Annotated in this window: 21 protein-coding genes; 18 read left to right on the top strand and 3 right to left on the bottom strand. The window is 72.1% G+C overall.

The features are described from left to right. The 8 genes from ACFV0T_RS37555 to ACFV0T_RS37590 all read left to right on the top strand — a co-directional run. The coding region (locus tag ACFV0T_RS37555) for a hypothetical protein (protein ID WP_385789314.1) at positions 1–205 on the top strand (205 nt) is incomplete at its 5' end. A gap of 57 nt (positions 206–262) precedes the next feature. Then, on the top strand, positions 263–949 hold the full coding sequence (gene rpe / locus ACFV0T_RS37560; protein ID WP_385789316.1) for a ribulose-phosphate 3-epimerase: 687 nt from the start codon (positions 263–265) through the stop codon (positions 947–949). A gap of 78 nt (positions 950–1,027) precedes the next feature. Next, positions 1,028–2,071, top strand: coding sequence for a sugar-binding transcriptional regulator (locus tag ACFV0T_RS37565; RefSeq protein ID WP_385789318.1), 1,044 nt, complete (start codon positions 1,028–1,030; stop codon positions 2,069–2,071). Positions 2,072–2,231: 160 nt separating this feature from the next. After that, the gene (locus ACFV0T_RS37570; protein ID WP_385789320.1) at positions 2,232–2,651 is read left to right on the top strand and encodes a ribonuclease domain-containing protein; all 420 of its coding nucleotides are present in this window, start codon (positions 2,232–2,234) and stop codon (positions 2,649–2,651) included. Next, on the top strand, positions 2,648–2,977 hold the full coding sequence (locus ACFV0T_RS37575) for a barstar family protein (protein ID WP_385789321.1): 330 nt from the start codon (positions 2,648–2,650) through the stop codon (positions 2,975–2,977). Before ACFV0T_RS37570 ends, ACFV0T_RS37575 begins: the two co-directional genes overlap by 4 nt. A 132-nt stretch (positions 2,978–3,109) precedes the next feature. Continuing rightward, on the top strand, positions 3,110–4,552 hold the full coding sequence (locus ACFV0T_RS37580) for a GuaB1 family IMP dehydrogenase-related protein (RefSeq protein ID WP_385789323.1): 1,443 nt from the start codon (positions 3,110–3,112) through the stop codon (positions 4,550–4,552). Between the two features lie 305 nt (positions 4,553–4,857). After that, on the top strand, positions 4,858–6,249 hold the full coding sequence (locus ACFV0T_RS37585; protein WP_385789325.1) for an amino acid permease: 1,392 nt from the start codon (positions 4,858–4,860) through the stop codon (positions 6,247–6,249). Between the two features lie 10 nt (positions 6,250–6,259). Then, positions 6,260–6,712 carry an Lrp/AsnC family transcriptional regulator gene (locus ACFV0T_RS37590; protein ID WP_385789326.1) on the top strand — a complete coding sequence of 151 codons (453 nt, stop codon included), beginning with the start codon at positions 6,260–6,262 and terminating at the stop codon, positions 6,710–6,712. Positions 6,713–6,900: 188 nt separating this feature from the next. Here the strand turns inward: ACFV0T_RS37590 and ACFV0T_RS37595 are convergent, their stop codons facing one another. Continuing rightward, positions 6,901–7,641: a GntR family transcriptional regulator gene (locus ACFV0T_RS37595; protein WP_385789328.1), complete on the bottom strand. Its 741-nt coding sequence runs from the start codon at positions 7,639–7,641 to the stop codon at positions 6,901–6,903. A 235-nt stretch (positions 7,642–7,876) separates the two neighbouring features. Between ACFV0T_RS37595 and ACFV0T_RS37600 the strand changes: the two genes are divergently transcribed. The 10 genes from ACFV0T_RS37600 (at position 7,877) to ACFV0T_RS37645 (ending at position 19,518) form a co-directional block, all read left to right on the top strand. After that, a complete protein-coding gene (locus ACFV0T_RS37600; protein ID WP_385789330.1) occupies positions 7,877–9,034 on the top strand; it encodes an ABC transporter substrate-binding protein in 1,158 nt (385 codons plus the stop codon). Beyond that, on the top strand, positions 9,031–9,930 hold the full coding sequence (locus ACFV0T_RS37605; RefSeq protein WP_385789332.1) for an ABC transporter permease: 900 nt from the start codon (positions 9,031–9,033) through the stop codon (positions 9,928–9,930). The genes ACFV0T_RS37600 and ACFV0T_RS37605 overlap by 4 nt, the downstream gene beginning before the upstream one ends. Continuing rightward, positions 9,918–10,727 carry an ABC transporter permease gene (locus tag ACFV0T_RS37610; RefSeq protein WP_385789334.1) on the top strand — a complete coding sequence of 270 codons (810 nt, stop codon included), beginning with the start codon at positions 9,918–9,920 and terminating at the stop codon, positions 10,725–10,727. The genes ACFV0T_RS37605 and ACFV0T_RS37610 overlap by 13 nt, the downstream gene beginning before the upstream one ends. 3 nt (positions 10,728–10,730) lie before the next feature. After that, the gene (locus ACFV0T_RS37615) at positions 10,731–11,810 is read left to right on the top strand and encodes an ABC transporter ATP-binding protein (RefSeq protein WP_385789335.1); all 1,080 of its coding nucleotides are present in this window, start codon (positions 10,731–10,733) and stop codon (positions 11,808–11,810) included. 43 nt (positions 11,811–11,853) lie between these two features. Continuing rightward, complete coding sequence (locus ACFV0T_RS37620) at positions 11,854–13,320, top strand: HAD-IA family hydrolase (protein ID WP_385789337.1); 1,467 nt, start codon at positions 11,854–11,856, stop codon at positions 13,318–13,320. 139 nt (positions 13,321–13,459) lie between these two features. Next, the gene (locus tag ACFV0T_RS37625) at positions 13,460–15,955 is read left to right on the top strand and encodes a nitrate- and nitrite sensing domain-containing protein (protein ID WP_385789339.1); all 2,496 of its coding nucleotides are present in this window, start codon (positions 13,460–13,462) and stop codon (positions 15,953–15,955) included. After that, positions 15,945–16,382, top strand: a complete 438-nt coding sequence (locus ACFV0T_RS37630; protein ID WP_385789341.1) for a roadblock/LC7 domain-containing protein — start codon at positions 15,945–15,947, stop codon at positions 16,380–16,382. Before ACFV0T_RS37625 ends, ACFV0T_RS37630 begins: the two co-directional genes overlap by 11 nt. Positions 16,383–16,389: 7 nt before the next feature. Further along, a complete protein-coding gene (locus ACFV0T_RS37635; RefSeq protein WP_385789343.1) occupies positions 16,390–16,767 on the top strand; it encodes a DUF742 domain-containing protein in 378 nt (125 codons plus the stop codon). A 182-nt stretch (positions 16,768–16,949) separates the two neighbouring features. Further along, complete coding sequence (locus tag ACFV0T_RS37640; RefSeq protein ID WP_385789344.1) at positions 16,950–17,738, top strand: carbon-nitrogen hydrolase family protein; 789 nt, start codon at positions 16,950–16,952, stop codon at positions 17,736–17,738. A gap of 67 nt (positions 17,739–17,805) precedes the next feature. After that, positions 17,806–19,518: a flavin monoamine oxidase family protein gene (locus ACFV0T_RS37645; protein WP_385789346.1), complete on the top strand. Its 1,713-nt coding sequence runs from the start codon at positions 17,806–17,808 to the stop codon at positions 19,516–19,518. A 38-nt stretch (positions 19,519–19,556) separates the two neighbouring features. Here ACFV0T_RS37645 and ACFV0T_RS37650 read toward each other — a convergent pair whose 3' ends face one another. Both ACFV0T_RS37650 and ACFV0T_RS37655 read right to left on the bottom strand, forming a co-directional pair. After that, a complete protein-coding gene (locus ACFV0T_RS37650; RefSeq protein ID WP_385789348.1) occupies positions 19,557–20,486 on the bottom strand; it encodes an LLM class F420-dependent oxidoreductase in 930 nt (309 codons plus the stop codon). A 105-nt stretch (positions 20,487–20,591) separates the two neighbouring features. Then, positions 20,592–21,278: a DUF5995 family protein gene (locus ACFV0T_RS37655; RefSeq protein WP_385789350.1), complete on the bottom strand. Its 687-nt coding sequence runs from the start codon at positions 21,276–21,278 to the stop codon at positions 20,592–20,594. Positions 21,279–21,349: the final 71 nt, after the last annotated feature.

The following is a 21,349-nucleotide window of genomic DNA, read 5'->3' on the forward strand; positions in this document are numbered from 1 at the left end:
GTCCGCCGCTCAGCGGCGGACCATCGTCGTCCGGCGCCGGCGCGGACGTCGTGCCGAAGCGCCTTGGGAGACGGTCCGTGCCTCCCGCGTCGCGGCAGGCCGGCCCGAGCGGACGGGCGGCGCGGCGGACCCGGCCGGGCGCCGGGCCGGGGACCGCGAGGACGTCGCCCCGGTGGTCCAGGACGACCGTCCGACGAACATCTGAACGTCCCAGGTCTGTACCGGCGCGAACAACCGGGCTCCGGCATGGCAGGCTTGGGGCATGGCCGCACAGATCAACCCCAGCATCCTCTCCGCCGACTTCGCCCGCCTCGCGGACGAGGCGAAGGCGGTGGAGGGAGCCGACTGGCTCCACGTCGACGTCATGGACAACCATTTCGTCCCGAACCTCACGCTCGGTGTGCCGGTCGTAGAGTCCCTGGCCCGTGCGACGGACACGCCGCTGGACTGCCATCTGATGATCGAGGACCCCGACCGGTGGGCCCCGCAGTACGTGGAAGCGGGGGCCTCCTCGGTCACCTTCCATGTGGAGGCGGCCGCCGCGCCGGTTCGGCTGGCCCGGGAGATCCGCGCCAAGGGTGCCCGCGCCTCCATGGCGCTCAAGCCCGCGACGCCCATCGAGCCGTACGAGGACCTGCTGCCCGAGCTCGACATGCTGCTGATCATGACGGTGGAGCCGGGCTTCGGCGGTCAGGCGTTCCTCGACATCATGCTGCCGAAGATCCGCCGCACCCGTGAGCTCATCAGCAAGCACGGTCTTCAGATGTGGCTCCAGGTCGACGGCGGCGTGTCGGCCGAGACGATCGAGCGCTGCGCCGACGCCGGAGCGGACGTCTTCGTCGCCGGTTCGGCGGTGTACGGGGCATCCGACCCGGCCGAAGCGGTACGTGCGCTGCGCAGCCGGGCGGAGGCGGCCACCGCCCAGGCGTCATGGGCGTGCAGCCACTGAACGAAGGGAACGTGAACGGCGGCCAGCAGGGCTGATCAAGTGCGCCGGATCTGCAAGGATGAACGGCGAATCCAGAGTGTGAACAGCAGTGAGGAGATCGCCGTGTCGGGTATGTCGGCGGGCCGGTCAGCCATGCGGATGGGACCCGCTGAGCTGGTGCAGGCGGCGGCCATGGCCCGCCGCTTCTACCTCGAGGGCAAGTCCAAGATCCAGATCGCGGAGGAGTTCGGCGTCAGCCGCTTCAAGGTGGCCCGGGTCCTGGAGACGGCCCTCGAACGGGATCTCGTACGCATCGAGATCCGCGTGCCGGCCGAACTGGACGCCGAGCGCTCCGACGCGCTCCGTGCCCGGTACGGCCTCAGGCACGCCGTCGTGGTCGAGTCCCCGGCCGACGCCGAGGAGACACCCGACCCCGAGAACCTGGGAGAAGTGGCCGCCGACCTGCTCGCCGAGCTCCTCAACGAAGGGGACGTGCTGGGGCTGGCCTGGGGCCGGTCCACGATCCACATGGCGGCGGCTCTCGACCGGCTGCCGCCGTGCACCGTGGTGCAGCTGACGGGCGTGTACGACGCCGGGACCGCGGAGCGCGGTTCGGTGGAGGCCGTGCGGCGCGCCGCACAGGTGTCGGGCGGCGACGCCCATCCGATCTACGCGCCGATGCTGCTGCCGGACGCGGCCACCGCCGCCGCGCTGCGCAACCAGACCGGCATCGCCCGCGCCTTCGAGTACTTCGACAAGGTCACGGTCGCCTGTGTCTCCATCGGCTCCTGGGAGCCCGGCATCTCGACGGTGCACGACATGCTCAGCGACGAGGAGCGGGCGCACTACGCCTCGCTCGGTGTCGCCGCCGAGATGTCCGCGCACCTCTTCGACACCGAGGGCCGCCGGGTCGGCCGGGACCTGGGCGAGCGGTGCATCACGGTCAAGGCGGACCAGCTCCGCCGGATCCCCGAGGTCGTCGCGATCGCGGGCGGGCAGCGCAAGGCGTCCGCGATCGACGCGGTGCTGCGGTCGGGCCTCGTCACCAGCCTGGTGACGGACACCTCCGCCGCGGACTATCTGTTGACGGCGGGGCCGACGCCGAGGCCCGCGCTCAACCGGGCGGACCCCGACGGGCCCTGACGGCCGCGGACAGGCACGGACGAGTACGGCGGACAGCACAGCACAGCACAGCACAGGGCGGGCCGGGCCGGGCCCGGACGGGCACCGGGAAGTACGCGGACGAGCCCGCAAGGGCACGGACAACAGGTCATGACGGGGACGGCCGTGACAGCATCGGGGCATGCTGCTGCGGTTCGTCCCCCGCGTGTTCGCGGGGGCACTGGTCTGTCTCACCGTCCTGCTGGCGGGCTGCGCCTCGACGCAGACCCCAGCCGGTGGCGCCACCCACGCCGCCGCCACCCCCACCCCTTCGTGGGCCGGCTCCCTGGCCACCGTCCAGGAGTCCCGGCTCCCGGCCGAGGCCCGGCGCACGCTCGACCTCATCGACCGGGGCGGCCCCTTCCCGTACGCCAAGGACGGTGTGGTCTTCGGGAACTTCGAGGGTCTGCTGCCCCCGCACAAGCGGGGCTACTACCACGAATACACCGTCCCGACGCCGGGCTCGCGCGACCGCGGGGCCCGGCGCATTGTCACCGGACAGGGCGACGAGTTCTACTACACCGACGATCACTACAACTCGTTCCGGGCGGTGCTGAGATGACCGACGACCTGACCGGCCGGCACGTCGTCCCGCTGGACCTCGACGGCGTCACGGACAAGGCGGGCCTGATGGACCGCTGCGCCCGCGCGCTCGACCTGCCCGACTGGTTCGGGCGCAACTGGGACGCGCTCGCCGACAGCCTCGCCGACCCCTCCGTCTGGCCCGAGGCCGCCAGGGAGAAGGGGCTCCTCGTCGTCGTACGGGGCTGGCAGCCGTATGCGAAGACCCGACCGCGGGAGTGGGAGACCGCCCAGGAGGTCTTCGCCCAGGCGGTGGACACACTCCCGGCGCTCTGCGTGGCGCTGGCCCTTGGAGGATCCTCCTAAGGCATCTCTGACCAGCCTGGATGTTCTGTCGGGGGATGAGACGGCCGACGGCATGGGACAATGAAGTACGTGCTCTTTCCCCCTGGCTGACCTGTCCGGGGGCCACCTCTGATCGACTGGGATGTGCAGCACGTGCGTTTCCTCAACGACATCCAGCCCCCGTACGACCTGACGTACGACGACGTCTTCATGGTGCCGAGCCGCAGCGCCGTCGGCTCGCGACAGGGCGTGGACCTCAGCTCCCCGGACGGCACGGGCACCACGATCCCGCTGGTCGTCGCCAACATGACCGCCATCGCCGGCCGTCGCATGGCCGAGACGGTGGCCCGGCGCGGCGGACTCGTGGTCATCCCGCAGGACATCCCGATCGACGTCATCACCGAGGTCGTCTCCTGGGTGAAGGGCCGCCACCTGGTCCTCGACACCCCGATCGTGCTGAGCCCGCACCAGACCGTCGCCGACGCGCTCGCCCTGCTGCCCAAGCGCGCGCACAACGCGGGCGTCGTCGTGGACGAGGACGCCCGCCCGGTCGGCGTCGTCACCGACACGGACCTCACCGGCGTGGACCGCTTCACGCAGCTCGGCGAGGTCATGTCCCGTGACCTGCTGCTGCTCGACGCGGACATCGACCCGCGCGAGGCCTTCAACCGCCTCGACGCGGCCAACCGGCGCTACGCTCCGGCCGTCGACGAGGACGGCAGGCTCGCCGGCATCCTGACCCGCAAGGGCGCCCTGCGCGCCACGCTGTACACCCCGGCCGTCGACGGGCAGGGCAGGCTGCGCATCGCCGCCGCCGTCGGCATCAACGGCGACGTCGCCGGCAAGGCCAAGCAGCTGCTGGACGCGGGCGTCGACACGCTCGTCATCGACACCGCGCACGGCCACCAGGAGTCGATGATCAGCGCGATCAGGACGGTCCGCGCGCTCGACCCGCACGTCCCGATCGCCGCCGGCAACATCGTCGCCGCCGAGGGGGTACGGGACCTGATCGAGGCCGGCGCGGACATCATCAAGGTCGGTGTCGGCCCCGGCGCCATGTGCACCACCCGGATGATGACCGGCGTCGGCCGGCCGCAGTTCTCGGCCGTCCTGGAGTGCGCGGCCGAGGCGAAGAAGTTCGGCAAGCACGTCTGGGCCGACGGCGGTGTCCGCCACCCGCGCGACGTGGCGATGGCGCTCGCGGCCGGTGCGTCCAACGTGATGATCGGCTCGTGGTTCGCGGGTACGTACGAGTCCCCGGGCGACCTTCAGCAGGACGCCGGCGGCCGCCTCTACAAGGAGTCGTTCGGCATGGCGTCCGCGCGCGCCGTGCGCAACCGCACCTCGGACGAGTCGGCGTACGACCGCGCCCGCAAGGCGTTGTTCGAGGAGGGCATCTCGACCTCCCGGATGTTCCTCGACCCGGCCCGTCCGGGCGTCGAGGACCTGATCGACTCGATCATCGCGGGCGTCCGCTCCTCCTGCACCTACGCCGGTGCGGGCTCCCTGGAGGAGTTCGCCGAGAAGTCCGTCGTCGGCATCCAGAGCGCCGCCGGCTACGCCGAGGGCAAGCCGCTGCACGCCAGCTGGAGCTGACCGGCCCGGTGGCCGAACCGGTCGCGCGCAACGAACGCCCGCCCGGCCGTGATCAACGCAATGATCTTGCGGAGACGCGCAAGGTTGCCGCATTACGGTCGTGACGGCCCGGCTCATAGGGTCGAGCGCTGTACGTGGCGTGGCAGGGACCCCGCTCGGTGGGTCCCTGCCCGCGCAGGGTGGCCTCCGGTCCCTGTCGCCCTCACCGCAGCGACGAAGGAGTCAGCGCGTGCTCGACCCAAGGCGCACCGCCGTACGACCGCGACCGGACCACCCCCACGTCCCCGGGCCTCGGCGCGCGTCTGATGCGTCGCAAGCCCGTGGAACGCCTGGTCGCCGAGGGCGGACAGGGCGAGGGAGGGGCCCTGCGCCGGACCCTCGGGCTGTGGCAGCTCACCATGATCAGCATCGGGGCCACCCTGGGCACCGGCATCTTCGTCGTGCTCGGTGAGGCCGTCCCCAAGGCCGGTCCGGCGGTCACCCTGTCCTTCGTGATCGCCGGCTTCACGGCGCTCTTTTCGGCCCTCTCCTACGCCGAGCTGGCCGGCACCATCCCGGTCGCCGGGTCCTCGTACTCGTACGCCTACGCGACGATGGGCGAGCTGATCGCCTGGATCTGCGGCTGGTGCCTGGTCCTCGAATACGGAGTGTCGGTCGCCGCGGTGGCCGTCGGCTGGGGCGAGTACCTCGACGAACTGCTCGACGGCACGCTCGGCGTGACCGTCCCGGACGTCCTGTCCGCCCCGCCCGGCGACGGCGGCGTCTTCAACCTGCCCGCGCTGATCGTGGTGCTGCTCGCCATGGTCTTCCTGCTGGGCGGCGCCCGCGAGTCCGCCCGCGCCAACACGGTCATGGTCGCGGTGAAGATCGCCGCGCTGGTGCTGTTCTGCGCCATCGGCGTCCAGGGCCTGCGCACCGGGAACTACGAGCACTTCATGCCGCTGGGGATGGCCGGGGTCAGCGCCGCGGGAGCGACGCTCTTCTTCTCGTACATCGGCTTCGACGCCGCCTCCACCGCGGGCGAGGAGGCCAGGAACGCCCAGCGCGACCTGCCCCGCGCGATCATGCTCTCGCTCGTCATCGTGACGGCGCTGTACGTCCTCGTCGCCGCCGTGGCGGTCGGCGCCAGGCCCTGGCGGCAGTTCGACGACTCCGAGGCCGCGCTCGCCCAGATCATGCGGGACGTCACCGGCCAGACCTTCTGGGGCACCCTGCTGGCCGCCTGCGCGGTGGTCGCCATCGCGAGCGTCGTCCTGACCGTCCTCTACGGCCAGACCCGCATCCTCTTCGCCATGTCCCGGGACGGCCTCGTGCCCAAGGTGTTCGGCCGGGTCCACCCGGAGACCGGCACGCCCCGCGCCAACACGGTGATCGTCTCCCTGTTCTGCGGTGTCCTCGCCGCGGCCGTACCGCTGGGCCGGCTGGCCGACGCGACCAGCATCGGCACGCTCTTCGCCTTCGCACTGGTCAACATCGCCGTCGTGGTGCTGCGCCGGACCCGCCCGGACATGCCCCGGACCTTCCGGGTGCCGCTGTCGCCGCTGACGCCCGCCCTCGGCTTCGGCTTCTGCGTCTGGATGATGGGCAGCCTCTCGGCCGTCACCTGGGTGGTCTTCGGAGTCTGGATGGCGGTCGGGCTCGTGTTCTACTTCGTATACGGCCATCGCCGTTCCCGACTCGCGACCCATGAGAAGTGATCCACCCGCAGTGCTGAACGATCTCGACGAACGCATCGTGCACGCCCTCGCCGAGGACGCGCGCCGCTCCTACGCGGACATCGGGCAGCTGGTCGGCCTGTCCGCGCCCGCGGTGAAGCGGCGCGTGGACCGGCTGCGTGCCACCGGCGCCATCACCGGCTTCACCGTACGGGTGGACCCGGCCGCGCTCGGCTGGGAGACCGAGGGGTTCGTCGAGGTCTACTGCCGGAGCAACACCTCGCCGGAGACCATCCAGCGGGGTCTGGAGCGGTACCAGGAGGTCGTGGCCGCGTCCACCGTCACCGGGGACGCGGACGCGATCGTCCAGGTCTTCGCCTCCGACATGCGCCACTTCGAACGGGTGCTGGAGCGGATCGCGGGGGAGCCGTTCGTGGAGCGGACGAAGTCCGTGCTCGTGCTGTCGCCCCTGCTGCGACGGTTCTCCTCGGGTTCGCCGACGTGACCTGACCTGACCTGATGCGACCGGACCTGGCCAGACTCGACTCGGGCTGAGCGGGCCAGACCCGACGCGACCCGACCTGGCCCGGCCTCCGGGATCCGCCGTGACCTATCCCGAATCCGGGGCGGACCGGACCCTCGGCCGGCGGTCGGGGCCGGGCCGCCGATCGCCCATGGAGCCTGGAGGCAGCCTCAGCCGGCCGTCTTCCGGGCCAGCGCGTTGTTCCCTATCGAGTTGTGCACGCTGAAGCTCACCGCGTCCGAACGGTAGCGGTCGTCCGACCACTCCACCGGACGCCCGTCCCGGGTGGTCGTCACCCGGCGGACCCTGAGCAGCGGGCTCGTCCGGCGGATGCCGAGCAGTTCGGCGTCCTGGGCGCCCGCGGCCACCGCGTCGATGACGTGCTCGCCGTAGGCGAAGACCAGACCCGTGTCGTCGAAGAGGCGTTGGGTGACGGACGGGCAGTCCGGCTCGACGGCCTCGACCGCCGGGGAGATCCAGTCCGCGTACACGGTCCGCTCCAGCAGCACCGGCTCGCCGTCCAGCCCGCGCACCCGCAGGACGTGCAACACCCGCGTCGACTCGCGCAGTTGGAGGCGTACCGCGTCCTCCTTGCTGGCCGGACGGTACTCCTGCGCGACCACCTGTCCGGTCGCGACCCGGCCCATCGCGCGGGCCCACTGGGCGAAGCTGCGCAGTTCCTCGAAGCTCTGGCTGCGGCGGCTGGCCAGGACCACCCGGCGGGCGCCCTGACGGGACCCGATGAGGCCTTCGGCGGTGAGGGCCGCGACGGCCTGGCGGACCGTGCCGCGCGAGACGCCGTAGTGGGCCGCGAGCTCCGTCTCCGCGGGCAGCAGGCTGCCGACGGTGTACTCCTCGCGGTCGATCGCCTGCCGCAGTTCCTCGGCGATCTCCTCGTGTCGTGCCGCCATACGTCCCCTCTGAATCGACCGCTGTGCACAGCGTGAGCAGCCTAATCGACTTATTGCCCCGTCGGCCGCACGGCACGAACGTGCAGAAAATCAGGGCCCAGGGTTTCGACACTGTTTACCGTCACGACACCGGCGACGGGCGTACTGAGGCCAACTTGTTCAGACAAGTTTGCCGGACAAGCTGCTGCTCGACTGCTCGTTCCTCCTGAACCCTCGTGCGTCCCCTGGAGAAGCTGTGACCGTGTCCCTGTCGAGAACCACCGCCCTCGGCGGCGCCCTCGCCGTCGTCGCCGTGCTCGCTCTGAGCGCCTGCGGCGCCGCTCCCGACAACGCGTCGACCACCACCGACGGCAAGAACGCCGCCACCGCCACCTCCGCCGCCGACTTCGGCGGCATGTCCCAGCTCGTCGCCGCCGCGAAGAAGGAGGGCACGCTCCACGCCATCGCGATTCCCCGCGACTGGGCCAACTACGGTGCCCTCATCGACGGCTTCCAGAAGAAGTACGGCATCAAGATCGAGGTCGAGAACCCGGACGGCTCCAGCCAGGACGAGATCACCGCGGTGACCTCGCGCAAGGGTCAGGACCGTGCGCCGGACGTGCTCGACGTGGGCAGCTCCTTCGCGCTCAGCGCCGCCCAGCAGGGGCTGCTCGCGCCGTACAAGGTGGCCTCCTACGCCGACATCCCGGCCGAGCAGAAGGACGCCCAGGCCCGCTGGTACAACGACTACGGCGGCTACATCTCCATCGGTTGTGACGCCAAGCGGGTCAAGACCTGCCCGACCACCTTCGCCGACCTGCTCAAGCCGCAGTACAAGGGTCAGGTCGCCCTCAACGGCAACCCCACGAAGTCGGGTTCGGCCTTCGGCGGCGTGTACGCGGCCGCGGTCGCCAACGGCGGTTCCTTCGACGACATCCAGCCCGGCCTGGACTTCTTCGCCAAGCTGAAGAAGAACGGCAACTACACGCCCGTCGAGTCGACCCCGGCGACCGTCGAGAAGGGCGAGACGCCGATCAGCATCGACTGGGACTACCTCAACGCCGGCTACGCCGACGAGTTCAAGTCCAAGGGCGTGGACTGGAAGGTCTCGGTGCCCAGCGACGGCCAGTTCTCGCAGTACTACTCCCAGGCCATCAACAAGGACGCCCCGCACCCGGCGGCCGCCCGCCTGTGGGAGGAGTACCTCTACAGCGCCGAAGGCCAGAACCTGTGGCTCAAGGGATACGCCCGCCCGACCCTGATGCCCGCCATGGACAAAGCAGGCACGCTCGACTCGGCCTCCGCCGCCAAGCTCCCGAAGGTCACCGGCACCCCGTCCTTCCCGAGCGAGGCCCAGCAGAGCAAGGCCAAGACGGTCCTCGCGCAGGGCTGGGCGAAGGCCGTCTCCGGATGACCGCCACCCTCACGAGGGCGGACGTGGCGCCCGCCGCTTCCTCACCGAAGCGGCGGCGCCACGCCCCCGGCTGGCTCGCGGTGGTCCCGCTGCTGGTCTTCACCGCGATCGCCTTCGGGATCCCCGCCCTGGCGATGCTGAACGGCGCCTTCACGGTCGAGGACCGGACGACGGGCGCCACGTCGTACACCGCGGAGAACCTGACCACCTCCGTGCGGGGCGCCTACCTCACCGCGCTCCTCGGCAGCGTCAAGCTGTCGGCCCTGTCCGCGGGCATCGCGACCGCCCTCGGACTGCCGCTCGCCCAGGCCGTGGTGACCTCCCGCTCCCGTGCGCTGCGCGAGGCCGTGCTCACCGCCTCCGGTGTCCTCGCCAACTTCGGCGGGGTCCCACTCGCGTTCGCGTTCGTCGCCACCCTCGGCAACGCCGGTGTGCTGACCACCCACCTGGGCCTGAAGGACAAGGGCTGGGACCTGTACAGCTTCTGGGGACTGATCCTCGTCTACCTGTACTTCCTGATCCCGCTGATGGTCCTCACCATCACACCGGCCCTGGAGGGCCTGCGCTCCCAGTGGCGCGAGGCCGCGCAGAACAACGGCGCCACCGGCGTCCAGTACTGGCGGCACGTCGCCCTGCCGGTACTCGCGCCGTCCCTGCTCGGCGGCTTCGTCCTGCTCTTCGGCAGCGCCTTCGCCGCGTACGCCACCGCCGCGGCCATGGTGGGCAGTTCGGTGCCACTGGTCACCCTCCAGATCGCCGACGCCATCTCCGGCAACGTGCTGGTCGGCCAGGAGAACGTGGCGCTCGCCCTCAGCCTCGACATGGTCCTCATCGCGGGCCTCGTCATGGCGGTGTACCTGCCCCTGCAACGACGGAGTGCGCGATGGCTCGCCTGAACCCCTGGCGCTGGGTCGTCCTCGCCCTCGCCGCCGTCTACTTCCTGGTGCCGCTCGGCGCGTCCCTGGTCTTCACGGTCGACGTGCCGGGCGGGATCAGCTTCGACGCCTACAGTCAGATCGTCTCCACCGACGGCTTCGTCTCCAGCCTGGTGCTCTCCCTGGAGCTGGCCGCCGCCACCATCGCCCTGGTGCTGCTGCTGATGGTGCCCGCCATGGTCGCGCTGCGGCTCGGCGCGCCCCGGTTGCGGCCGGTGGTCGAGGTGGTCTGCTCGCTGCCCCTGGTCGTCCCGCCGATCGCGTTCGTCGCGGGCATCGCCACGGTCCTGAAGTGGGGGCCCGACCACCTCTCCCGCACCCCGTTCTTCCAGACGTTCGTGGCCGTCCAGAACCCCGACTTCCCGTTCGTGCTCGTCCTCGCCTACGTGGTGATGGCACTGCCGTTCGTGTATCGGGCCCTGGACTCCGGGCTGCGCGCCGTCGACGTACGCACCCTGGTCGAGGCCGCCCGCAGCTGTGGGGCGAGCTGGCCGCAGGCACTGGTGCAGGCCGTGCTGCCCAATCTGCGCGGGGCGCTGCTGAACGCCGGCTTCCTCACGCTGGCGCTGGTGCTCGGCGAGTTCACCGTGGCCCAGTTGCTCGGCTTCCGGCCGTTCGCCGTGTGGATCTACAGCGTCGGCGGCTCGCAGGCCCAGCTGTCCGTCGCCGTCTCCGTGCTCAGCCTGCTCGTCACATGGGCCCTGCTCCTCGCGCTCGCCGGAGTCGGCGGCCGCTCCCGTACCGCTTCCCAGGGATGACTCATGACCGCCACCACACTTGAGAAGACCACGTCGGAGAAAGCCGCCACCGTCGAGTTCCGCGGCCTGCGCCGGGAGTTCGGCGCGACCGTCGCCCTCGACGGACTCGACCTGACCGTCCGCCCCGGGGAGTTCCTCGCGCTGCTCGGCCCGTCCGGCTGCGGCAAGACCACCGCGCTGCGCATGCTCGCCGGCTTCGAACACCCGGACTCGGGCGAGGTACTGGTGGACGGCCGGGACGTCACCGGTGTCCCGGCGCACCGCCGCGACGCCGGGATGGTCTTCCAGTCGTACAGCCTCTTCCCGCACCTCAGCGCCCTCGACAACGTGGCCTTCGGGCTGCGGATGCGCAAGGTGCGGACGGCCGAACGGCGCACCCGGGCCGCCGAGTTGCTGGACCTGGTCGGGCTCGGCGACAAGGCGGAGCGCTACCCGCACCAGCTCTCCGGCGGCCAGCAGCAGCGCGTCGCGCTGGCCCGCGCCCTCGCCCTGCGGCCCCGCGTCCTGCTTCTCGACGAGCCGCTGTCGGCCCTCGACGCCAAGGTGCGCCTGACCCTGCGCGAGGAGATCCGGCGGCTCCAGCTGGAACTGGGCATCACCACCCTGTTCGTGACGCACGACCAGGAGGAGGCGCTGTCCATGGCCGACCGGGTCGCGGTGATGCGGGCCGGGAGGCTCGAACAGTGCGCCGCGCCCGCCGAGTTGTACGGGCGCCCCGCCACCGCCTTCGTCGCCGAGTTCGTCGGCACGATGAGCCGGATACCGGGAACGCTCAAGGGCGGCTCGGTGGAGGTGCTCGGCCGGTCGCTGCCGGTCGACGGCGAGGCGCCGGCCGGACCGGACGTGGACGTGCTGGTGCGGCCCGAGGCGCTGACGGTGCGCGCAGACGGGGCGGGCGACGCGCGGGTGGTCGCCGGCGCCTTCCTGGGCGCGGTCGTCCGGCTCACCGTCCGGCTCGGCGACGGCACCGAGCTGAAGGCCGACCTGCCCGCCCACGAGGCCGGCCCGCTCGGCGCCGGAACCGCCGTGAGCGTGTCGCTTCCGGAGCGGCCGATGCTGGTGGCGGAACGTACCGCACGGTGACGAAAGCAGTACGACGCGTAGCACTTTGACGAAAGAGAGAAACGTGCCCCCCCACCTCCGACTCCCGCTCCAGGCCGTCCTGTTCGACATGGACGGCACGCTCGTCGACACCGAGCGACTGTGGTGGGACGCGGTGTCTCAGGTCGCCGGCCGGACCCTGACCGAAGCGGACCAGGCGGAGGTGCTCGGCCGTCCCGTCGAGCACACCGCCGCCTGGCTGAGCGCCGCCTCCGGGACGCCGGCCGCGGATGTCGCCGACGTCCTGCACCGTGAGTTCGCCGACCGCGTCCGGGCCGGCATCGAACCGCGCCCCGGCGCGCTCGACCTGCTGGACGCGCTGGCCCGCGAAGGCGTCCCCACCGCCCTCGTCACCGCGTCCCCCCGAGCCGTCGCCGACATCGTGCTGGACGCGCTCGGCGCGCGCCGCTTCGCGGTGTCCGTCACCGCCGACGACACCGAGCGCACCAAGCCCGCCCCCGACCCCTATCTCGCCGCCTGCCGCGCCCTGGGCGTGGACCCGGCGGCCTGTGTGGCCGTCGAGGACACCGAGACCGGCGTCGCCTCCGCCGAGGCGGCCGGGTGCGCGGTGCTCGCCGTGCCCTCGCTCGCGCCGATCGAGGCGGCGCCCGGCCGGACCCTGCGGACCACCCTCGCCGGGATCACCCCGCGGGAGCTGCGCGGTCTGGTCGCGTACGGGCTGTGCGTCATGAGCTGGAACCTCTGGCTCGGCGGCAGCCTGGTCGACGACCACCGGGCCAAGCAGCTCAAGACCGTCCTGGAGAGCGGCGCGGACGTCGTCGGTCTCCAGGAGACGGGCGGCCGCGCGGCCCAGGAGCTGGCCGACGCCCTCGGCTGGTACCACCACCGCGCCGGTGAGAACCTCGGCATCATCAGCCGTCACCCGATCACGGCCCGCCACGGCGACCCGGACGTCGGCTTCTACGGGGCGGCCGGGGTCCGGATCGAGCTCGACGCGGGCCGGCAGGTCGACGTGTGGACGGCCCACCTCCACTACACCCCGTACGGTCCTTACGAATCCGTCTTTGACGGGCTCCCCGAGGCCGAGCTGATCGCCCACGAGCAGGTGCGGCTCGCGCAGCTGCGGGACGCCCTGCGGCGGATCGACGAGGCCGCCGCCGACGGTGTGCCGGTCGTCCTCGTCGGCGACTTCAACTGCCCCTCCCACCTGGACCGGCCGGACGTCGCCTGGCCGGTGACGATGGCGGCGCAGGAGGCGGGCCTGCGCGACTCCTACCGGGAGGCCCACCCGGATCCGGTGGCCGACCCCGGCCACACCTGGTCGCCGGTCCACCCGGTGCACGAGGACGGCAGCGGGCGGCCCGAACCGCAGGACCGCATCGACTACGTCCTGCACCGCGGCCTGAGGGTGCTCGGCTCGCGCACGCTCGTCGCCGGGACGCCGAGCCCGTGGCCCGACGTGGCGGGCAACGACTGGCCCTCCGACCATGCGGCGGTGGTCACCGAGTTCGCCGTGCCGCGGCTCATGTGACGCTGAGTTACCTCAGGTAACCATTGCGGTCGCGGTGGCTGATCCCGTAGGTTGAGCGCCGCTCGCTACCCGCGGGTAACTCCCAAGGGTGTCCGATCGTCGCCCAGCCGCCCGACCGTACCGCCGTCCTGGGGAGACCATGCGCTGGCCCTTCGGCCGTCCCACCACCGTACGCGCGCGGATCGTGGCCCTCGCGCTCGCTCCGGTGCTCGCACTGATGACGCTGTGGACCTTCGCCATGGTGTCCGTCACCGGCGAACTGCGCGCGCTCATCAGGCTCCAGGGGGTGTACGAGGAGTTCGGCACGCCCGTCGACACCGCGGTCGGGCAGATCCAGATCGAGCGCCGGCTCTCCGCCGCCTACCTGGGCGCGGACCACCGTACGACGGCCGCCCTGGACCTGATGGCGCAGCAACGACGCACCGACCGCGCCGTCGACGCGATGCGTGAGGCCGTCGGGAACGGCGACCGCGGCCGGCTCTCCATCCGGCAGCGGCAGGTGCTGGACGCCGTGGTCGCCTCGGTCGGCCGGCTGGACGGGCTGCGCGAGCGCGTGCTGACCCGCGCCATCTCCTGGGACCGGGCGGTGCGCGACTACAGCACACTCGTGGAGCCCGGCTTCGACGTCCCGTCCGCGCTCACCGCCCTCCAGGCGGGACAGCTGGCGCGCGAGGCCCAGGTCGTCGTCGAGCTCGTCCGGGTACGGGAGTTCGTCTCGCGCGAGGACGCGCTGGTCGCCGGTGCGCGGGCCGCGGGCACGCTGACCGACACCCAGTACGACACGCTGACGGCGACGATCGAGGACCGCCGCGTCTTCGAGCGGACCTACGTGCCCGATCTGCCGTCCGACTCACGGTCGCTCTTCGAGGAGTTCCAGCGCGGGGAACTGCACCGGCAGCTGACGACGAGCGAGGACGCGTTGCTGCGGGCGGGGGCGGGCGGGGCGGCCGAGGCCGTCGCGGCCGACTCCTGGCGCACCACCACGGACCGGGCCGTCAAGCGCTACATGCAGCTGTGCACGCGCGCCGCGGAGAACTCGGCGGTGCGTGGGCGGGCGTTCGCCTACCACGAACTGACCAAGGCCGCCGTCGTGGCGGTGCTGGGGCTCGCCGCCGTGGCCCTGTCGCTGTGGTTCGCGGTGCGCGGCGCCCGGCGTGTCTCGCGCCGGCTGGAGACCCTGCGGGACGCCGCCGACCTGCTGACCACCCACCAGCTCCCCTCTGTCATAAGGCGGTTGAGTGCCGGGGACGACGTGGACGCGGTCGCCGAGGCGCCGCCGCTGGCGGACGGGGAGGGCGGCGCCGACGAGATCGGGGACGTCGGCCGGTCCTTCAACGCCGCCCGGCTCGCGGCCGTCGAGGCGGCCGTCCAGCAGGCCACTCTGCGGCGCGGGCTGTTCGCGGTGCTGCTCAACATCGCCCGCCGCAACCAGGCACTGGTGCACCGGCAGTTGAAGCTCGTGGACACGCTGGAGCGACGGACCGACGATCCGGACACCCTCCAGGAGCTGTTCCGCATCGACCACCTCACCACCCGGATGCGGCGGCACGCGGAGAGCCTGATCATCCTCTCCGGCGCGGCCCCCGGCCGCAGATGGCGGCGCCCGGTACCGGTCGCCGACGTCGTCTCCTCCGCGGTGAGCGAGATCGAGGACTACGCTCGCGTGGTCGTCCCGCCGATGGAACCGGTCGGCGTCACCGCGGACGCCGTCGCGGACGTGGTCCATCTGATCGCCGAACTCCTCGAGAACGCGACGGTGTTCTCGCCGCCCCGCACCCAGGTGACCCTGCGCACCGGGCGGGCCCGCGGCGGCTTCGTCCTGGAGATCGACGACCGCGGCCTCGGGCTCGCCCCGGAACAGCTGGCGGAGGCGACCCGCACCCTCACCCGCCCCGACGACTTCGACCCGACCCGCCACGACCGCCTCGGCCTGTACGTGGTGAGCCGCCTCGCCGCCCGTCAGGGCATCGAGGTCACCCTGTGCCGCTCGCCGTACGGGGGCACCACGGCGGTGGTGCTGCTGCCGGAGACGGTGCTGGCGGAGACGGCGTCGGTGGAGGTGGAACCGGCGGAAGCGGAACCGGCGGGGGCGCGGGCGGGTGCGGTGCCGGACGGTGTGTCGGCGCGGGCGCTGTCGGCGGATACAGCGGCGGCCGATACGCCGGCGGCCGATGCGCCGGAGGGCGCGGTGTCGGCGGCCGATGCGCCGGCGGTGAGGTCGGCCGGGACGGGGTCGGTCCAGACCGGGGCGGTCCAGAGCGGGTCGGCTCGGACCGGGTCGGCTCGGACCGGTTCGGCTCGGACCGGGTCGGCCGCTGTACGGCCCGGTTCCGGTGGGTCGGCCGCGGGAGAGCCAGCCGGCGCCCAGGCCGCACCCCCTGCCTCCGCCCTCCCCACCCGGGTCCGCCAGGCGGCCCTGGCCGCCGAGCTGCGCCGCGAGGCCCCCGAGGCCCCCGGCGGCACCCCGGAGCGCGAGGTGAGCGCCGAGGACATGCGGGCGATCTTCGGCGCCTTCCAGCGCGGGCTGGACCGCGGGCGCAGCGGAGTCGAGTCCGGCACCGGACACCTCCACACCCCCGCCCCCACCGAGCGAAGCGGCACCGACGAAGGGAGGGGCACCGACGATGCGCCCTGACAAGACCTCCGAACAGCCCGGAACGGACCTCGGCTGGCTGCTGGACGACCTCGTGGCCAGGACCGACCACGTGCGTCAGGCCGTACTGCTCACCGCGGACGGGCTGCCGCTGTGCTGCTCGGAGGGGATCCGCAGACGGGACATCGAACACCTGGCCGCGGTCTGCTCCGGATTCCACAGCCTGGCCCGCGCGGCGGGGGAGCGGTTCGAGGTGGGGAGCGTGCGGCAGACCATGGTCATGCTCGACGACGCCTACCTCTTCATCACCCCGGCGGGCAACGGCAGCCGCCTCGCCGTGCTCAGCGAGGCGGAGACCGACGTCGGCCAGCTCGCCCACGAGATGGAACTGCTCGTCCGCCGCGTAGGCCGGCACCTGGACGCCGCCGTGCGCGAGGCCGCCGCCCCCGCCGGTCCGGCCGGCGCCTGATCCTCCGGTGGCCGACGACCACTGGTACGAGGACGAGAGCGGGCCGATGGTCCGCCCGTACGCCGTGACACACGGCCGGACCCGGCCCTCCTCCGGACCTGCCATCGATCTGATGTCGCAGGTCACGGCCCTGTACCCGGAAGACGGCGGGCCGGCCCTGGACCATGCCCGGACCTCCCTGCTCGACCTGGTGCGCCGCGGGCCGCGACCGGTCGTGGAGCTCGCCGCGGACGCCGACCTGCCGCTGACCGTCGTCCGCGTGCTGCTCGGCGACCTGGCCGCGGCCGGTGTGGTGCGGGTGGACGAGGCGCGGCAGGTCGTGGCGGGCCCGGCCACCGACCCCGAGCTGCTGCGGGAGATCGTGGCGCGGCTGCGCGAGCTGTAGCACGGGCGCGTCCCGGCCCGAGCGCGGACAGGAACGGGCGCACGCAACGAATCGCCGCCGGCCGCGCGCTCGACGCAACGAACCGCTCACCCGCGCGCAACGGCTCCTTCTTGTCCGGCCCGCTCGGCCGCCCGTACCGTCTACCTGGCCCCCAAACCCTTCCGTACCGGTGAGGAACACGCATGCGCACCGCCCTGCTCCAGAGCTCCGGCCGCCCCGGCTCCGTCGTCGAGAACCTCAAGGTCCTCGACGAGGCCTCGGGCCGGGCCGCCGCCGCTGGTGCCGCGCTGCTGGCCGCGCCGGAGATGTTCCTGACCGGGTACGCGATCGGCGACGACATCGCCCGCCTGGCCGAGCCCGCCGACGGCGACTCCGCGGACGCGATCGCCGAGATCGCCACCCGGCACGGCCTCGCGATCGCCTACGGATACCCCGAGCGCGACGGCGACGCCGTCTTCAACTCCGCCCAGCTGATCTCCGCCGACGGCACCCGCCTCGCCAACTACCGCAAGACCCACCTCTTCGGCTGCCTCGAACGCGACCACTTCACGCCGGGCGCGGCGCCGGTCGTCCAGGCCGAGCTGGACGGCCTGCGCGTCGGCATCATGATCTGCTACGACGTCGAGTTCCCGGAGAACGTCCGCGCCCACGCGCTGGCCGGCACGGACTTCCTGGTGGTGCCGACGGCGCAGATGCACCCCTTCCAGTTCGTCGCCGAGTCCGTCGTACCGGTGCGCGCCTTCGAGAACCAGATGTACGTCGCCTACGTCAACCGGGTCGGCCAGGAAGGGGAGTTCGAGTTCGTCGGACTCTCCACCCTCGCGGGTCCCGACGGAGTCGCCCGTACCCGCGCCGGCCGCGCCGACGAGCTCCTCCTCGCCGACGTCGATCCCGTCTTCCTCGCCGCCGCCCGCGCGGCGAACCCGTATCTGAAGGACCGCCGCCCCGGCCTCTACGGGTCCCTCGTCTGAACCCCTCCCCGTCCCGCCGCTCTCCCCCCGCCTCCCCCCTGTTTTTCGCGCAAGGAGTCCGTACCCCATGACGTCCACCGTGCCCAACGCCGTCGAGCACGCAGACGAGCACCAGCCGCCGATCACCATGTTCGGCCCGGACTTCCCGTACGCGTACGACGACTTCCTCGCCCACCCCGCGGGCCTCGGCCAGATACCCGCGACCGAGCACGGCACCGAGGTCGCGGTCATCGGCGGCGGCCTGTCCGGCATCGTGGCCGCGTACGAGCTGATGAAGATGGGCCTCAAGCCCGTCGTCTACGAGGCCGACCAGATCGGCGGCCGGCTGCGGACCGTCGGTTTCGACGGCTGCGACCCCGCGCTCACCGCCGAGATGGGCGCGATGCGCTTCCCGCCGTCCTCCACGGCGCTCCAGCACTACATCGACCTGGTGGGACTGGAGACCCGGCCCTTCCCCAACCCCCTCGCCGAGACGACCCCCTCGACCGTCGTCGACCTCAAGGGCGAGTCGCACTACGCGACCAGCGTCGACGACCTGCCGCAGGTCTACCGCGACGTGATGAACGCCTGGAACGCCTGCCTGGAGGACGGCGCCGACTTCTCCGACATGAACCGGGCGATGCGCGAGCGGGACGTGCCGCGCATCCGCGAGATCTGGTCCCGGCTCGTCGAGAAGCTCGACAACCAGACCTTCTACGGCTTCCTCTGCGACTCCGAGTCCTTCAAGTCGTTCCGGCACCGGGAGATCTTCGGCCAGGTCGGCTTCGGGACCGGCGGCTGGGACACCGACTTCCCCAACTCCATCCTGGAGATCCTGCGGGTCGTCTACACCGAGGCCGACGACCACCACCGCGGCATCGTCGGCGGCTCCCAGCAGCTCCCGCTGCGCCTGTGGGAGCGTGAGCCGGAGAAGATCGTCCACTGGCCGTACGGGACCTCGCTGAAGTCCCTGCACATGGGGGGCGAGCCGCGCCCGGCGGTGACCCGGCTGCACCGCACCGCCGGCAACCAGATCACCGTGACGGACGCGAACGGCGACATCCGCACCTACCAGGCGGCGATCTTCACCGCCCAGTCCTGGATGCTGCTGTCGAAGATCGCCTGCGACGACTCGCTCTTCCCGATCGACCACTGGACCGCGATCGAGCGCACCCACTACATGGAGTCCTCGAAGCTGTTCGTGCCGGTCGACCGGCCCTTCTGGCTGGACCAGGCCGTCGACGACGAGGGGAGTCCGACCGGCCGCGACGTCATGTCGATGACGCTCACCGACCGGATGACGCGTGGCACCTACCTGCTGGACGACGGCCCGGACAAGCCCGCCGTCATCTGCCTGTCGTACACCTGGTGCGACGACAGCCTGAAGTGGCTGCCGCTGTCCGCGAACGAGCGGATGGAGGTCATGCTGAAGTCGCTCGGCGAGATCTACCCGAAGGTCGACATCAGGAAGCACATCATCGGCAACCCGGTGACGGTCTCCTGGGAGAACGAGCCCTACTTCATGGGCGCGTTCAAGGCCAACCTGCCCGGCCACTACCGCTACCAGCGGCGCCTGTTCACGCACTTCATGCAGGACCGGCTGCCCGTGGACAAGCGGGGCATCTTCCTCGCCGGCGACGACATCTCCTGGACGGCCGGCTGGGCCGAGGGCGCGATCCAGACCGCGCTGAACGCGGTCTGGGGCGTCATGCACCACTTCGACGGAGCGAGCGACGCGACCAACCCGGGCCCGGGCGACGTCTACGACGAGATCGCCCCGGTGGAACTCCCGGAGGACTGACCCCCTCCCGAGCCGGGGGCCGAGCCGCGCTGCCGGGCTCAGACCCCGGCCGCGCGCGCCTTCTCGTAGACCTCGGCGGCGACGTCCTTGAGTTCCCGAGCGTCACGCGTGCCGCTCTGGAGGTCGACGAGGATCTCGTCGAGCCCCACCTCGGCGTGCGCGGCCAGGTCCGCGACGATCTGGTCGACGCTGCCCTCGAACGGGCCCCGGTCGGCACCGGCGTGGCCCTTGGCCAGGTAGCGGGCGTTGGTGCGCAGCACGGTCTGGATCGGCTCGGTACGCCCGCGCTCGGCGGCCAGCTCCCGCAGCGCGCGCCACTGGACGGCGAGGGTCTCGGCGCCCATGCCGATAGGCAGCCAGCCGTCGGCGTGATCGACCAGACGGCGCTGGGCCTGCCCGGCGCCCGCGGCCAGCAGGATGGGGATCGGCCGGGCGGGCTTGGGACCGACGCCCGCCGGGGCGATCTTCGTGACCCGCCCGTCGTACGACACCGGGTCCGGGCCCCAGACCGCGCGGCACACGCCGATCAGCTCGTCCAGGGCAGCGCCGCGCTCCGCGAACGGGCGCACCGACGCGGCCGCGTACTCGTCGTGCGACCAGCCCGTGCCGAAGCCCGCGATCACCCGGCCGCCGCTCGCCGCGTCGAGCGTGGCCAGGGTCTTGGCGAGCTGGAACGGTACGTGCAGCGGTGCGACCAGCACGCTGCTGCCCAGCCGGACCCGTTCGGTGGCCGCCGCGGCGAGCGTGAGGGTGACCAGCGGCTCGGCGACCGCGCGGTACTCGTCCGGCCAGGGGAGGCCCTCGATGCCGTACAGGCCCTGCGTGGCCGGGTCGGGGACGAGGAGCCGCTCGTACACCCAGAGACTCTCGTAGCCGATCGCCTCGGCGGCGCGCGCCACGTCGGGCACGTCCCGGCCGAGGTCGTAGTGCCTGTTCTGGGGGAGGCCGAGTCCGAGCCTTGTCGCCATGCCCACTGCTCCTTCGACACCAGGTGCGGTTCTGCCGAACGTACAACGCTCGTACGGCGGTTCCTGGGGACGACGGTGCGAACCGCCGGCCACCGGCGTGGCGGATCATTCCGGCAGCGGTGTCAGCAGCATGCGGCCCGCGAAGCCGACCGCCGCGTCCAGGCGTTCGGTGAACTCCTCGGCCACGTCCGGCAGTCGCCGCAGCGCCCACAGCGCCCGCGCCGCCGACCAGGTGGCCTCCCGGGCGCGCTCCAGGCTCCAGGCGCCGAGCAGGTGCGTGAGCGGGTCGGCGATCTGGAAGAGATCGGGGCCCGGCATCAGATCCTCGCGGATGCGCTCCTCCAGTGAGACGAGGAGATCACCCACTCGGTCGAACTCGTCCTCCAGCTCGGCGGGTTCGCAGTCGAGCGTACGACAGGCGTCCACGACGGCGAGCGCCAGATCGTGGCCGATGTGCGCGTTGATGCCCGCGAGCGCGAACTGAAGCGGTCGTACTCCGGGATGACGGCGGAACTGGAACAGCGGGCGCCAGCAGGCCGGTGGGCGCCGCTCGTCGGCCACCGCGTCGACCGCCGCCAGATAACGCTCCGCGAACCGCACATCCAGCGTGATCGCGGCTCGCGCGTCGGTGAACTCCCCGGTGTCGATGCGCCGGTCGACCGCCTCGGTCACCGCGAGGTAGACGCGGTTGAAGACCGCGATCCCGTCCCGCGCGGGCAGGGCCGCGTCCAGGGCGCGCAGGCGGGAGACCACCGCGTCCACGGGGGTGGTGAACTGTTCCAATTGCGCCATGGGGGCAGGGTCCCAGTCCTAGGCTTTCCCGGGTGTCGGCGGGCCCGACGCTTCCCCGGAACGGGGGAACG

This window comes from Streptomyces sp. NPDC059582, from assembly GCF_042735715.1.
In the GTDB taxonomy this organism is placed as follows: Bacteria; Actinomycetota; Actinomycetes; order Streptomycetales; family Streptomycetaceae; genus Streptomyces.